Below are 13652 nucleotides of genomic sequence, written 5' to 3' on the forward strand. Positions count from 1 at the left end.
TCTGAATATCTGTCATCGATATAATAGCGCGAAAATGAGTATGATCCCGGATTGATCTCCTCGGTTATGAGCATAACCCTTTCCATGGGGTAGCGCATCGATCGACTTTCAGGGAGGTTGCCGTGCTCAAGATCAGCCGAAAGCGGATATTTATCCTCGTCACCGCCTTGTTTGCGGGAGCGGCGACGATCGCTGCGGACGACATGGATTTTTCTCAGCTCGTTCAGTCGACGCAGAAGGAAAAACCCAAATTCGCCAAGCGCCAGCAGGACATGCTGGCCGAACGCTACGACCTGTCCAACCGCCCGGCGGCCGGGGTCGAGATGGCGGGCGGCAAGGCCGTGCAGGGCGGCGTGCGCGTCAGGCTGCCGGCCGGCGTCACCTGGGACCAGCTCGCGGCGATGTCGCCCGAGGAGATCCAGGCGAAAGGCCTCTGGCCCGCCGGCTTCTATCCCCTGCCGCATCCGCACCATGAAGCGGGCGGCATGATCTTCCCGAAATTCGCGATCGACGAAACCCGCAGGCAGACCGGCCGCGACATCGCGCGGTTCGACCTCGACTTCGACCTGCCCGATCACATGCTGCCGAAATTCCCGGCGCCGATCTTCCTGACGACGCGGCCCGACCTGGGCGACGTATCGAAGGGCCAGCTCGTCACCACCCAGAATTACTGGATGCTGTTCAAGGACGTGCTCAATCCCAAGCAGCTCGACGGCCTGCGCCTGCTGCTGACGCCCTTCCCGCAGCAGCAGTTCAACGCCACCGACGACCGGCGCAGCCTGGCGCCCAGCCTGGGCGTCGCCTGCTTCGACTGCCACGCCAACGGCCACACCAACGCCGCGACCCATACGGTCGGCGACATCCGGCCCAACGAATTCCGCCACCGCATCGACACGCCGTCGCTGCGCGGCGTCAACATCCAGCGGCTGTTCGGGTCGCAGCGCGCGCTCAAGACGGTCGAGGACTTCACCGAATTCGAGCAGCGCGCCGCCTATTTCGACGGCGACCCGACGACCGGGGCGAAAAAGGGCGTCAACACGCTCAACCGCGCCGACCAGGTCCACGCCATGGCCGAGTTCCAGGAACTGCTGGACTTTCCGCCAGCGCCCAAGCTGACCGTGCTGGGCAGGCTCGACCCGAAGAAGGCGACCGCCGCCGAGCTGCGCGGCGAGGCGGTCTTCAACGGCAAGGGCGAGTGCGCGGTGTGCCACAGCGGGCCGTATTTCACCGACAACCTGATGCACAACCTGCGCACCGAGCGCTTCTTCAAGCCGAAGATGATCAACGGCCGCTTCGCCTCGGCCGACGGCCCGATCAAGACCTTCACCCTGCGCGGCATCAAGGACTCGCCGCCCTATCTGCACGACGACCGGCTGATGACGCTCGACGACGTGGTCGAGTTCTTCAACATCGTGCTGGGGACCGGCCTGACCTCGGACGAGAAGAAGGACCTGGTCGCGTATCTCTATACGCTGTGAGGCCCCATCCGATCAGGACGCCGTCGGGAAGCAGCTTTCGGTGTTCATCGCGGTCAGGCTGCTCGGCAGCAGCTTGGTCGAGGCGCCCTGGTAGGTGGACGAGATCGCGACCCTGGTCATCCCCCCGACCGACAAGCACGTGGCGGCCGGGGTGAGGGTCACGGCCCCCGTCGCCAGCTTGATGCCGTTGGCGGCGGCGCGGGCGACCGCATAGTCCCGCACCTCGGCCGAGGTCTTGCAACCGGTGGCGCCGAGCGCGGCGCAGCGCGCGCTGTTGGTCGCGACCTCCTGCAGCGCCTGGTAGGTCCAGACCATCCGCGCGCCGTCGATCATCAGGAACATGAACATCAGGAAGGCGGGCGCGACCAGCGCGAACTCGGTCGCGGTCACGCCGCGGCGATCGCGCAGCAGGCGGATCATTGCAGGCGCACCACGGCGCTGCGCGTCTGGATCATGCTTCCGCCCAGCATCGCCGCCGGAACGAGCATGGTGTTCGCCGTCGAGACCGCCTTTATATTCATATAATAGCCCGAAAGGCTGCCGTCCGGACAGGTCGCGTTGCAGGCGGCCACCGTATAGGTCGGCGCCGGCGCGGCGCCGCTGACGCAGGCGCAGGTCCGCGCGCTGTTGACGCAGTTGGCGGTGCCGCCGTTGCAGCCGACGGTCACCGTCGGCGCGGTCGACAGCCGGGCGGCGGCCGCGACATAGGTGCCGATCGCGGCCTGGTCGACGCTGGCGCGGCTGTTGAAGGCGATCATCGACCCCTGCTCGACCGCGCCGTCGAGCCGCAGCCGCTGCTGGTACCACATGCCGAGGTCGAGCCCGGCGGTCATCACGAAGAAGAACAGCACCGACAGCAGCGCGAACTCGATCGTCGCCACGCCGCGCTGCTCGTCGCGGAGCCGGAGGAGATGGCGCCGGATCATTTGAAGAGCGCCACATTGGCGGTGCTGCTCGACGAGCCCGACAGGCCCGAGCAGGTACCGGTCGAAGCCGCGCCGCCTTCCAGCAGCGACAGCGTATTGAGGATCATCATCAGGCAGTTGCTGCCATAGGCCGACATCGAGGCGCCGCCCTTGAGGGTCAGGTCCGACCTTGGCGCATAGAGCAGCCCGGCATATTTGTTGCCCGATCCCCCGCCGATCAGCGTCGCCGCGGAGGTCTTGGTCGCGATGAGGAGGCCCGGGATGCCGTAGCTGGCGCCGGCGCCGGGCGCCGACAGGTCGAGCGAGGTGCCGCCCGACAGGGTGAAGGTGCCGCCGAGCGCGAAGGTCACGTCGGTCCCGGCCATGGTCCCGCCGGTGTTGTTGGTGAACCCGCCCTTGATGACGTAGGTGCCCGATCCGAAGGTCGAGCTGCCGTTGAGGCTGAGGTCGCCGTTGATGACATGCGTCGTCGCCTTTGGGAAGACGATGGTGCTGCCCCCGCTGGTCGAGACCTGGCCATTGGCGCTGAACGTGCCCGCCGCCGCGCTCGGCGCGGAGCAGTTGCCGCCGCTACCGCCGGCGAAGCACAGCTTGCTGCCCCCGCCGATACTGATCGCGTTGGTGCCGTTGTTGCCGATCGCCACGGTGTTGCCGACGCTGACATTGGCATAGATGTAGCTGCCGCCGTCCATCGTGATGGCACCGGTCACATTCAGGTTGCCGGTGCCGATATTGAGCGTGCGGCCCCCCGTGACCGCCAGCGAACCGAAGCTGTGGTTGCCGTTGCCGATGGTGATGGTGTTTCCGCTGTTGAAGCCGAAGGTGCTGATCACGATCACGTCGCCGTCGCCGATGGTCAGGCCGTTGCCGCTCATGTCGACCGCGTTGATCCGCAGATCGACGGGCCCCTGGAAGGCCGCGGTGATGCCGCCCGCCAGGGTCAGCGTCCGGATCTGCCGCAGCGTCCCGGACGACGGGATGACATAGGTGCTGTTGCCGGTGCGGAACCCCGCGACATTGGGCGCCGGGCTGTAGTTGAGGTTCCAGTCCTCCGTGCTCGTGTTGGTATAGCTCGTCGGCGTCACCAGCGGCGTGAGGCACGCGGTGTTGTAGTCGGCATAGTCGGCGTCGGTGCCGCCGGTCAGTTTGTTGACCTGGCACAGAGCCGTCTTGAGGGCGGTGTTGTCCTTCATCCAGTCGCTGGCGGCATTGGCCTTGTTCTGCGCGATGTTGTTCGCGGTGGGCGATGTCGTCAGGCCCTTGCCGGGATTGTCGACGCTCTTGCCGGCATTCGCCTGCTTGGCGGTGATATACGTGCCCCAGGGCACGGTGATCCCGGCATTGGTGTCGATCGCGCAGCCCGGCGCGCTGAGCGAGGTGCCGCCGCTCATGGTGATGCCGTAGCTGGGGGTGCTGGACAGGGCGGCGATGCAGGGCGGCGCCGTCGTCGTCGTCGTCGTCGTGGTCGCCGACCCGACCGCCGTGACGTCATAGGCGAGCGCCGCGGTGAAGACCCGCCCTAGCGCCAGCGGCACCGAGGTCGTGACGGTGACCCGGACGAGTTGCTTGGCGGTCGCCGAGTCGGTGACGAGCGCGACGGTCGCCGCACTCGCCGGCAGCCCCTGCGCGACGACCACGGCCTTGGCGGTCGCGGTCATCTCGCTGGCGTTGTTGTTGACGTTGTAGGCGAGCGCGCCCGCCAGTGCGGCCGAATCGGCGATGCGCTGGTTGGTCGCGTCGGCGGCATAGCCGCGCGTCGCCTCCACCGCGAAGGCGCCCATGCCGACCAGCGTGGTCAGCGACAGGGCGCCGATCAGCGCCACGCCGCCGCGCGCGTCGCGGATCATGCGGCGCGCATGGAACGCCATCGAACGAATCCAGCCCCGGACCATGCGGCCCGTCTAGCGGCGAATGCTTAACAAAGCGGTGGTACGGACGGTTAACGGACCGTGACGGTCAGTCGAGCCGTCCTTCATGAAGCCGCACCACCCGGTCCATCCGCGCCGCCAGCCGTTCATTATGGGTGGCGACCAGCGCGGCCGACCCCTCGTGGCGAACCAGCCGCAGGAATTCGGCCAGCACGATGTCGGCGGTGCTCTCGTCGAGATTGCCGGTCGGCTCGTCGGCCAGCACCAGCGCCGGCCGGTTGGCGAGCGCGCGGGCGACGGCGACGCGCTGCTGCTCGCCGCCCGAAAGCTGCGACGGGCGATGGCCGAGCCGCTGCGCGAGGCCGAGCGCGGTGAGCAGGCTCTCCGCCCGTTCGCGCGCCGGCGCGTTGTCCGCGCCGTGGATGAGCTGCGGCAGCACGACATTCTCGACCGCGGTGAAATCGGGCAGCAGATGGTGGAACTGGTAGACGAAGCCGAGCCGGTCGCGACGGACGCGCGTGCGCCCGACCGAATCGAGTCGCGCCGCCTCCTCGCCGGCGATGCGAATCGATCCCTCGAAACCGCCTTCGAGCAGCCCGACCGCCTGGAGCAGGGTCGACTTGCCCGAGCCCGACGGCCCGAGCAGCGCGACGATCTCCCCCGGGGCGATCGCGAGGTCGACCTGGCGCAGGACGTGGATCGCGACGTCGGCCTGGTGGAAGGTGCGGCTGACCCCGCGCAGCTCGAGCACGGGTTGCGGGAACGCGTCACTCATAGCGCAGCACCTCGACCGGGTCGGTGCTCGCCGCCTTCCACGCCGGATAGAGCGTCGACAGGAAGCTGAAGCCCAGCGCCATGGCGACGATCGCGGTCACCTCGACCGGATCGCTCTTGGCGGGAAGCTCGGTCAGGAAGCGGATCGACGGGTCCCAGAGATTCTGGCCGGTGACGAACTGGACGAAATTGACCACCGCCTGGCGGTAGAAGAGGAACAGCGCGCCGAGCGCGATGCCGGTCCCGGTGCCGAGCACGCCGATCACCGTGCCGACCGTCATGAAGATCTTCATCAGCGCGCCGCGCGAGGCGCCCATGGTGCGCAGGATCGCGATGTCGCGGCGCTTGGCGCGCACCAGCATGATCAGCGACGACAATATGTTGAACACCGCGACGAGAATGATCAGCGACAGCACGATGAACATCGTCACCCGCTCGACCGCGAGCGCCTCGAACAGCGAGCTGTTGAGATCGCGCCAGTCGCGGATCTCGCCCTGCATGGCGATGCGCGGCTTGAGCGGCGCCAATATCTCCCCCACCCGGTCGGCGTCGACGGTCTGGATCTCGATCATGCCGACCGCGCCGTCGAGCATCAGCAGGGTCTGCGCGTCCGACATCGGCATCACCACGAACGCCTTGTCATAATCGTAGACGCCGACCTCGAAGATCGCGGCGATCTGGTAGGAGACGATGCGCGGCACGGTGCCGAACGGGGTGGTCTGCCCCTGCGGGCTGATCAGGCTGATCTGCGTGCCGAGATCGGCGCCGAGCTGCTCGGCCAGCCGCGCGCCGATCGCGACCCGGCCCGATCCGGGCGTCAGCGCGTCGAGCGACCCGCGCACCACCTTGTCGCGGATCACCGGATTGCGGCGGATGTCCTCGACCGTCATGCCGCGGACAAGCACGCCTTCGACCCGGCCGCCATAGGTGGCCATCAGCGGCTGCTCGATCAGCGGCGTCGCCGAGGTGACGCCGGGAAGCTTGCGCGCATCGGCGGCGATGCGGCGCCAGTCGCCGAGCTTGCCGTCATAGCCCTGCACCACGGCATGGCCGTTGAGCCCGACGATCTTGTCGAACAGCTCGGCGCGGAAGCCGTTCATCACGCTCATCACCACGATCAGCGCCGCGACGCCGAGCGCGACCGCGACGAGGCTGATCGACGCCACCAGGAAGATGAACGCCTCCCCCTTGCCCGGCAGCAGGTAGCGCTTGGCGATCATCCGTTCGTAGCGGTTGAGGATCATCGCGCGCCCGACAGGACGTCATCCCAGCGGAGGCTGGGATCTTGCGCGGCAGGGACGAATCGAACGTCGCGAGCCTCTCCTGAGACCCCAGCCTTCGCCGGGGCGACGGATGTGGGCAGATTCAACCCTTCACCCTCGCCAGCGCGTCCTCGACCGACAGCTCGACCTTCTCGCCGGTCGCGCGACGCTTGAGCTCGACCACGCCCTTGTCGAGTCCCTTGGGGCCGATCACGATCTGCCAGGGCAGGCCGATCAGGTCCATCGTCGCGAACTTGGCGCCGCCGCGTTCGTCGCGGTCGTCGTAGAGCGTCTCGACGCCGGCCGCCTCCAGCCGGGCATAGAGATCGTCGGAGGCCGCCGCGCAGCGTGCGTCGTCGGCCCGCATGTTGATCAGGCCGACGGCATAAGGCGCCACCGCGTCGGGCCAGACGATGCCGGCGTCGTCGTGGCTGGCCTCGATGATCGCCCCCATGAGGCGCGACACGCCGATGCCGTAGCTGCCCATCTGCGGGGTGACCGGCTGGCCGTCGGGGCCCTGGACGGTCATGCCCATCGCCGCCGAATATTTGGTGCCGAAATAGAAGATATGGCCGACCTCGATGCCGCGCGACTGCCGGAGCGCGTCGCCGGCCTCGGCCTCGCGCGCGGAATCGCGCTTCTCGTCGGTCGCGGCATAGTCGGCGGTCAGGCCGCTGACGAAGTCCTGCAGCGCCGCCGCGTCGTCGGCGTCGACGTCGAGCGAACGCTCGGCGTCCCAGTTGGTGTGGTAGAAGACCTCGCTCTCGCCGGTCGGGGCGAGGACGATGAACTCATGGCTGAGGTCGCCGCCGATGGGGCCGGTGTCGGCCTGCATCGGGATCGCCGACAGGCCCATCCGCCGATAGGTGCGCAGATAGGCGACGAACATGCGGTTGTAGCTGTGGCGGGCGCCCTCGGCGTCGAGGTCGAAGCTGTAGGCGTCCTTCATCAGGAACTCGCGGCCGCGCATCACGCCGAAGCGGGGGCGGACCTCGTCGCGGAACTTCCACTGGATATGGTAGAGGGTACGCGGCAGGTCGCGATAGCTGCGCGTATTGTCGCGGAAGATCGCGGTGATCATCTCCTCGTTGGTCGGGCCGAACAGCATCTCGCGGTCGTGCCGGTCCTTGATGCGCAGCATCTCGGGGCCATAGGCGTCGTAGCGGCCCGATTCGCGCCACAGGTCGGCCGACTGGATGGTCGGCATCAGCAGCTCGATCGCGCCGGCGCGATCCTGCTCCTCGCGGACGATCTGCTCGATCTTGCGCAGCACCCGGTGGCCCAGCGGCAGCCAGGCATAGATGCCGGCGGCGGTCTGACGGACCAGCCCGGCGCGCAGCATCAGCTTATGGCTGACGATCTGGGCGTCGGCGGGCGATTCCTTCATCACGGGGAGGAAAAGACGGGAGAGGCGCATGAAACGGGTTACTCACAGTGAAACGACCTGCGGCTGTCCTATGCGGGCGCGCGGCGCGGGGCAACCGCCCTCGCATTCTAAAAGACCGGCGGTACCGATCGGTCTCTGTTGCCGAGAAAACACACCTGCCGTCTTTCGATTCCGGACGCCTTGAAAGCCAATGACAAGCATCGGGCCCGGATGTAGGAGAAGTGTCACGGAACATGAGCAGAAAAAACGGCCATGGTTCGGGGAAAAGGTAGGGTTCCGCCGCCATTTAAGGGGTGGTTGGTGTAGAGCCCGCCAAGGGGGTTGGCGAATATCGTCACGCGGCGCCGGGATCGGAAACGATCCCGGCGTTTGCTGTTTCAGCCATCCTTGGTTTCGGCCGGCATCGCTTCCGGCGACCGCAGTTCGGCCCCGCCTTGCCGGTCGGACGGATAGTCCGGACCGCTCGGGCGTTCCCCCCGCCGAAAGGAGAATCATCATGGCCAGCCAGCCCCCCACCCCCGACGAGGTTCCGGTCGACACGCCAATCGACATTCCGGTGCCGTCGCCGACCGATCCCGATCCCGGCGCCCCCGCCGATCCGGTGATCCCGGGCGTTCCGGGCTAAAATCGAATCGGGCAGTTCGTCGTCATCCCGGCGACAGCCGGGATGACGCGACGAGCGTCAGACCAACCGGCTCTGCTGCACCGCCGCCGCGATGAAGCTGGCGAAGAGCGGGTGCGGATCGAACGGCTTGCTCTTCAGTTCCGGGTGGAACTGGACGCCGACGAACCAGGGATGATCGGGCCGCTCGACGACCTCGGGCAGTTCGCCGTCGGGGGACATGCCCGAAAAGACGAGGCCGCCGCGTTCCAGCGGTGCGCGGTAATGGACGTTGACCTCGTAGCGGTGGCGATGCCGCTCGGAAATATCGGTGGCACCGTAGATCGACGCCGCATGGCTGTTGCCCGACAGCTTCGCGTCATAGGCGCCGAGCCGCATCGTACCGCCGAGGTCCCCGCCCGACTCGCGCTTCTGCAGGCCGGCTTCGCTCATCCATTCGGTGATCATGCCGACGACGGGCTCGTCGGTCGGGCCGAACTCGGTGGTCGAGGCCGCGGCAATATCGGCGGTGTTCCGCGCGCCTTCGATGCAGGCCATCTGCATGCCGAGGCAGATGCCGAAATAGGGCACCTTGCGCTCGCGGGCGAATCGCACCGCGGCGATCTTGCCCTCGGAACCGCGCTCGCCGAAGCCGCCCGGCACCAGGATCGCGTGCATCGGCTCGAGCTGGGCGGCGATGCCGCCCTCCTCCTGCTCGAACAGCTCGGCGTCGATCCAGCGGATATGGACCTTCACCCGGTTGGCGATGCCGCCATGGACCAGCGCCTCGTGAAGCGACTTGTAGGCGTCGAGCAGCCCGACATATTTGCCGACGACGCCGATCGTGACCTCGCCCTCGGGATTCTCCAGCCGGTCCATGATCTCGGTCCAGCGGGTGAGGTCGGGCTCGTCCCCGGCCTCGATGCCGAAGGCCGAGAGGACGGCCTCGTCGAGCCCTTCCTCATGATATTGCAGCGGCACGCCGTAGATGGTGCTCGCGTCGAGCGCGGGGATCACCGCTTCCTTGGCGACGTTGCAGAACAGCGCGATCTTGGCGCGCTCGCCCTCTGGCAGCGGCCGGTCGCAGCGGCAGACCAGCACGTCGGGCTGGATGCCGAGCGAGGTCAGGTCGCGCACGCTGTGCTGGGTCGGCTTGGTCTTCAGTTCGCCCGCCGCCGCGATGTAGGGCACCAGCGTCAGGTGGACGAAGATCGAGTTGCCGCGGCCGAGATCGTTCCGGAGCTGGCGGATCGCCTCCATGAAGGGCAGCGATTCGATGTCGCCTACCGTGCCGCCGATCTCGCACAGGACGAAATCGAGGCCGTCGGTATCGGCGCGCGCGAATTCCTTGATGGCGTCGGTGACGTGCGGGATCACCTGGACGGTGGCGCCCAGATAGTCGCCGCGCCGCTCCTTCTGGATGATCGTCTGGTAGATCCGGCCCGAGGTGATGTTGTCCGACTGCCGGCCGGGAACGCCGGTGAAGCGTTCATAATGGCCGAGATCGAGATCGGTCTCCGCCCCGTCGTCGGTCACATAGACTTCGCCATGCTGATAGGGCGACATCGTGCCCGGATCGACGTTCAGATAGGGATCGAACTTACGAATGCGAACCTTGTAGCCGCGCGCCTGGAGGAGGGCGGCGAGGCTTGCCGCCATGAGACCCTTGCCAAGCGAGGAGACCACGCCGCCGGTGATGAAAATGAACCGCGCCATGGGAGAATGGGTTTAACCGCGCGAGGGGGCGAAGGGCAAGGTGGGGGACTCCTTCATATCGACAAAAAATTGTGGGCGATCGCAAAAGCACGGCGCCCCGGAACCGGGGCACGGCCTGTTATCCGCTCCTGTGCGTAGATTTTATTGCGGCGCGGCGCCGTTCGAGGCGATGCCGCCGCCGCCCTGGGCCGCCGCGGCCGCCAGGGGATCGTCGCTCACCGGAGCCGGGGCCGGAGCCGCATCGGCGCCTGCGGTCTTGCCGACCAGCGAGGTGTCGATCTTGCTCGGCGCGCGCTCGACCGAGGCGAGCGCCGCCAGCGTGATGCTGAGCACCACGAAGATGCCCGCCAGGACCGCGGTGGTGCGGGTCAGGAAGTCGGCCGCGCCGCGTGCGCTCATCAACCCGCCAGGGTTGCCGCCCGACGCCAGCCCGCCGCCTTCCGATCGCTGCACGAGGATGACCGCGACGAGCGACGCCGCGACGATGATGTGGACCACGAGCAGGAAGGTGAAGAGCATTGCCGGCTTTCGATTTCGACTATGCCGGCGCATCTAGTCGATCGGGGACGAAGGTTCAACCTCCGCGCCTTCATGCCAGGGCTACATCCGGCGCGGACGGCCCTTCCTCCACCATCATTCCCACGAAAGCGGCACGCTGACGTTGCCGTCATGCCGGCGCAGGCTGGCATCTCAGGAGGGTAAGGCGGCGCCCAGTCTCACGAGATGCCAGCCTTCGCTGGCATGACGAGAGAGGGGTGATTGTTCAGGCCGACGCCGCGGCCGCGCCCTCGACGATCGGCACGAACTGCGCAGCGGTCAGGCTGGCGCCGCCGACCAGCGCGCCGTCGACATCGGCGACCGAGAGCAGCTCCCGGGCATTGTCGGGCTTCACCGAGCCGCCATAGAGGATGCGCACGCCCGCACCCCCGGCGCCGAGCAGCAGCTTCAGCCTCGCGCGAATCGCGGCGTGCATCTCGGCGACGTCGGCGGTCGACGGGGTCCGCCCGGTGCCGATCGCCCAGACCGGCTCATAGGCGACCACCAGCGTCGCGGCGGCACCGTCGGCCGGAATCGATCCGTCGAGCTGGCCCTCGACCACCGCGACGGCATGGCCGGCGTCACGCTCGGCCTCGGTCTCGCCGACGCAGACGATCGCGGTCAGCCCGGCGGCGATCGCCGCGATCGCCTTGTCCCGCACTTCGGCATCGGTCTCGTGCTGGTCGGCGCGGCGCTCGCTATGGCCGACGATGGCGAGCTTCGCGCCGGCCTCCACCAGCATCGCGGCGCTGACGCAGCCGGTATGGGCGCCCTTGGGCTGGCCGTGGCAATCCTGGGCGCCGATCGCGAGATCGGGCTGGCGCGCCGCCGCCGGGGCGATCAGCGTGAAGGGCGGGCAGACCGCCACGTCGACCGAGCCCTGCGCCTTCGCTGCCGCTGCGATCGCATCGAGCTCGGCGAGGGCGCCGAGCGATCCGTTCATCTTCCAGTTGCCGGCGACGAGCTTGCGCAGTCCCATTTTCCACCCTCTCTGCTGTTGCGCGTCCGGCCTTAGGATCCAACGCCGCGTCCCGCAACCATCCCCGCAGCGCGGCCATTTGAAAGCGCCCGATTCCCGTCGGCGGCGGAAACGCAAAGCGCTTCCACCTCGGACGATCAGGCTCTATGGCAGCGCAACCCTTTCTGGTTTCAGACGGAACACCCGATGATCTCCTTCTTCCGCCGCGCGCTTTCCTCGTGGATCGTCCTCGGCATCCTCGCCCTGGTCCTGATCGCCTTCATCGTCACCGGCGTCGAACGGCCGGGCATGACCGGCGGGGCTGCCGAAGGCGCCACGATCGCCAAGATCGACGGCACCAAGATCAGTTCGAACGACCTGTTGCGCCGGGTGCAGAACCAGTTCGATGCGCTCCGCCGCGACCGGCCCGAGCTCGACCACAAGGGCTTCATCGCCGCCGGCGGCTTCGAAGGGGTCACCGACGGCCTGATCAGCGCGCGCGCGCTCGACGCCTGGGGCAAGAAGCAGGGCCTGGCGATCAGTAAGCGGCTGATCGACGCGCAGATCGCGGGGATGGAGGCCTTTCGCGGGATCACCGGCACCTTCGACGAGACGGTGATGCGCAATCGCCTCGCCCAGGCGAGGATCAGCGAGCGCGAGCTGCGTGCCGACCTTTCCGGGGAGCTGATGCGCAACCAGATCCTGACGCCCGCCGCCGCGCTGGCGCCGGTACCCGCACGCCTCGCCCGCCCCTATGCGGCGCTGCTGCTCGAACAGCGCATAGGCCAGGTCGGGATCATCCCGCTCGCCGCCTTCGCCGACCCGCGCCTGCCGACCGAGGCCGAGATCGCCGCCGCCTACAAGGCGGATATCGCCACCTTCACCCGTCCCGAGGCGCGCGTGCTGCGCTATGCCCTGTTCGGGACCGAGCAGATCGCCGCGCAATCGGTGCCGACCGAGGCCGAGATCGCCACCTATTATCGCGAGAATGCCGATAGCTTCGCCGCGCGCGAGACGCGCAGCCTCACCCAGGTGATCACCCCCAACGAGACGCTGGCGCGCAGCATCGCAACCGCCGCCAAGGGCGGGCAGACGCTGGCCGCCGCCGCCGCCAAGGCGGGGCTGGAGGCGTCGACGCTGACCGGGCAGAGCAAGGCCGACTATAGCGGCGCGGCGGGCGAAGCCGTCGCCGACCAGGCCTTCGCCGCCGCGTCCGGCAGCATCGCCGGACCCGCCAAGGGCGCGTTCGGCTGGTATGTCGTGAAGGTCGACGCGGTGACCGGCACCCCCGCCCGTTCGCTGGCCGCGGCCAAGCCCGACATCACCGCGCTGCTGACCCGCCAGAAGTCGCAGGAGGCGCTGTCCGAGCTGGCCGGCAAGGTCGAGGACGCGATCGCCGACGGATCGAGCTTCGCCGAGGTCGCCGCCAACAACAAGCTGACCGTGGTCGAGACCCCGGCGCTGCTCGCCGGCGGCCAGCCGATTGACAAGCCCGACTGGAAGGCCCCGGCCGAGCTTGGCGCGCTGCTCAAGAACGCCTTCGCCTCGTCCCCCGAGGACCGGCCGACCGTCGAGGCGGTGGTCCCGGACCAGCAATATGCGCTGCTGAGCGTGGCCAAGGTGATCCCGCCGACGCCGCTGCCGCTCGCGCAAGTCCGGCCGGCCGTCGTCCGCGATATCCTGGTGAAGCGCGCCGCCGTGCGTGCCAAGGCCGTCGGCGACAAGATGGTCGCGGCGGTCAACCGCGGCGTGCCGCTCGCCAAGGCGATCGCCGACAGCGGCGTCAAGTTGCCCCCCGCGCGGCCCGCGAACGCGCGGCAGCTCGACATCGCCCGCGCGCAGCAGAGCGGCGCGCAGATCCCCGAACCGGTCCGGGCGCTGTTCGCGCTGCAGAAGGGCAAGGCCCGGCTGATCCCCAGCGCCCAGGGCGAGGCGCTGTTCGTCACGGTCCTCGACCAGGTGATCCCCGGCGATCTCACCAAGGCCTCCGGGCTGATCGGCGCCACCCAGGAGGAGTTGTCCCGCGCGGTGAAGGCCGAGCTGGGCGAACAGTTCATCCGCGCCGTCACCCAGGACATCGGCGTCAAGCGCTATCCGGACGCGATCGCCGCCGCCAAGCGCCAATTCGGCTCGACCGGTCAATAG

At 68.1% G+C, this 13652-nt stretch carries 12 protein-coding genes; 3 read left to right on the forward strand and 9 right to left on the reverse strand.

What is annotated here, in order from left to right:
• Positions 1-122: 122 nt before the first annotated feature.
• Complete coding sequence (locus tag ASE22_RS22770) at positions 123-1478, forward strand: hypothetical protein (protein WP_056365080.1); 1356 nt, start codon at positions 123-125, stop codon at positions 1476-1478.
• 12 nt (positions 1479-1490) lie between these two features.
• Here the strand turns inward: ASE22_RS22770 and ASE22_RS22775 are convergent, their stop codons facing one another.
• From ASE22_RS22775 to proS, 6 genes are all read right to left on the reverse strand, one after another.
• Positions 1491-1898 (reverse strand): TadE/TadG family type IV pilus assembly protein, encoded by a 408-nt coding sequence (locus ASE22_RS22775; protein ID WP_056365083.1) that lies wholly within the window; start codon positions 1896-1898, stop codon positions 1491-1493.
• The gene (locus ASE22_RS22780) at positions 1895-2404 is read right to left on the reverse strand and encodes a TadE/TadG family type IV pilus assembly protein (protein ID WP_056365086.1); all 510 of its coding nucleotides are present in this window, start codon (positions 2402-2404) and stop codon (positions 1895-1897) included. Before ASE22_RS22780 ends, ASE22_RS22775 begins: the two co-directional genes overlap by 4 nt.
• A complete protein-coding gene (locus ASE22_RS22785) occupies positions 2401-4272 on the reverse strand; it encodes a pilus assembly protein TadG-related protein (RefSeq protein ID WP_235536337.1) in 1872 nt (623 codons plus the stop codon). The genes ASE22_RS22780 and ASE22_RS22785 overlap by 4 nt, the downstream gene beginning before the upstream one ends.
• An 88-nt stretch (positions 4273-4360) precedes the next feature.
• Positions 4361-5047: an ABC transporter ATP-binding protein gene (locus ASE22_RS22790; protein WP_056365094.1), complete on the reverse strand. Its 687-nt coding sequence runs from the start codon at positions 5045-5047 to the stop codon at positions 4361-4363.
• On the reverse strand, positions 5040-6290 hold the full coding sequence (locus ASE22_RS22795) for a lipoprotein-releasing ABC transporter permease subunit (RefSeq protein WP_056365097.1): 1251 nt from the start codon (positions 6288-6290) through the stop codon (positions 5040-5042). The genes ASE22_RS22790 and ASE22_RS22795 overlap by 8 nt, the downstream gene beginning before the upstream one ends.
• A 121-nt stretch (positions 6291-6411) precedes the next feature.
• On the reverse strand, positions 6412-7725 hold the full coding sequence (gene proS / locus ASE22_RS22800) for a proline--tRNA ligase (protein WP_056365100.1): 1314 nt from the start codon (positions 7723-7725) through the stop codon (positions 6412-6414).
• A gap of 466 nt (positions 7726-8191) precedes the next feature.
• On the opposite strand from proS, the gene ASE22_RS27900 reads away from it, so the two are divergent.
• Positions 8192-8320: a hypothetical protein gene (locus tag ASE22_RS27900; RefSeq protein ID WP_268796351.1), complete on the forward strand. Its 129-nt coding sequence runs from the start codon at positions 8192-8194 to the stop codon at positions 8318-8320.
• A 57-nt stretch (positions 8321-8377) separates the two neighbouring features.
• Here ASE22_RS27900 and ASE22_RS22805 read toward each other — a convergent pair whose 3' ends face one another.
• From ASE22_RS22805 to tpiA, 3 genes are all read right to left on the reverse strand, one after another.
• Positions 8378-10012 (reverse strand): CTP synthase, encoded by a 1635-nt coding sequence (locus tag ASE22_RS22805; RefSeq protein ID WP_056365103.1) that lies wholly within the window; start codon positions 10010-10012, stop codon positions 8378-8380.
• Between the two features lie 141 nt (positions 10013-10153).
• Entirely contained in the window at positions 10154-10531 is a 378-nt protein-coding gene (gene secG, locus ASE22_RS22810; RefSeq protein WP_056365106.1) for a preprotein translocase subunit SecG, read from the reverse strand.
• 244 nt (positions 10532-10775) lie between these two features.
• A complete protein-coding gene (tpiA, locus tag ASE22_RS22815; RefSeq protein WP_056365109.1) occupies positions 10776-11528 on the reverse strand; it encodes a triose-phosphate isomerase in 753 nt (250 codons plus the stop codon).
• 186 nt (positions 11529-11714) lie between these two features.
• Here tpiA and ASE22_RS22820 point away from each other — a divergent pair, with 186 nt between their 5' ends.
• The gene (locus tag ASE22_RS22820; RefSeq protein WP_056365112.1) at positions 11715-13652 is read left to right on the forward strand and encodes a peptidylprolyl isomerase; all 1938 of its coding nucleotides are present in this window, start codon (positions 11715-11717) and stop codon (positions 13650-13652) included.

It is taken from the genome of Sphingomonas sp. Root720 (genome assembly GCF_001428605.1).
Lineage (GTDB): Bacteria > Pseudomonadota > Alphaproteobacteria > Sphingomonadales > Sphingomonadaceae > Rhizorhabdus.

Coding starts and splice junctions, on each gene's coding strand:
- proS (WP_056365100.1), bottom strand. CDS start 7,725: ATGCGCCTCTCCCGTCTTTTCCTCCCCGTGATGAAGGAATCGCCCGCC.
- ASE22_RS22790 (WP_056365094.1), bottom strand. CDS start 5,047: ATGAGTGACGCGTTCCCGCAACCCGTGCTCGAGCTGCGCGGGGTCAGC.
- ASE22_RS22805 (WP_056365103.1), bottom strand. CDS start 10,012: ATGGCGCGGTTCATTTTCATCACCGGCGGCGTGGTCTCCTCGCTTGGC.
- secG (WP_056365106.1), bottom strand. CDS start 10,531: ATGCTCTTCACCTTCCTGCTCGTGGTCCACATCATCGTCGCGGCGTCG.
- ASE22_RS22785 (WP_235536337.1), bottom strand. CDS start 4,272: ATGGCGTTCCATGCGCGCCGCATGATCCGCGACGCGCGCGGCGGCGTG.
- ASE22_RS22775 (WP_056365083.1), bottom strand. CDS start 1,898: ATGATCCGCCTGCTGCGCGATCGCCGCGGCGTGACCGCGACCGAGTTC.
- ASE22_RS22780 (WP_056365086.1), bottom strand. CDS start 2,404: ATGATCCGGCGCCATCTCCTCCGGCTCCGCGACGAGCAGCGCGGCGTG.
- ASE22_RS22795 (WP_056365097.1), bottom strand. CDS start 6,290: ATGATCCTCAACCGCTACGAACGGATGATCGCCAAGCGCTACCTGCTG.
- tpiA (WP_056365109.1), bottom strand. CDS start 11,528: ATGGGACTGCGCAAGCTCGTCGCCGGCAACTGGAAGATGAACGGATCG.
- ASE22_RS27900 (WP_268796351.1), top strand. CDS start 8,192: ATGGCCAGCCAGCCCCCCACCCCCGACGAGGTTCCGGTCGACACGCCA.
- ASE22_RS22820 (WP_056365112.1), top strand. CDS start 11,715: ATGATCTCCTTCTTCCGCCGCGCGCTTTCCTCGTGGATCGTCCTCGGC.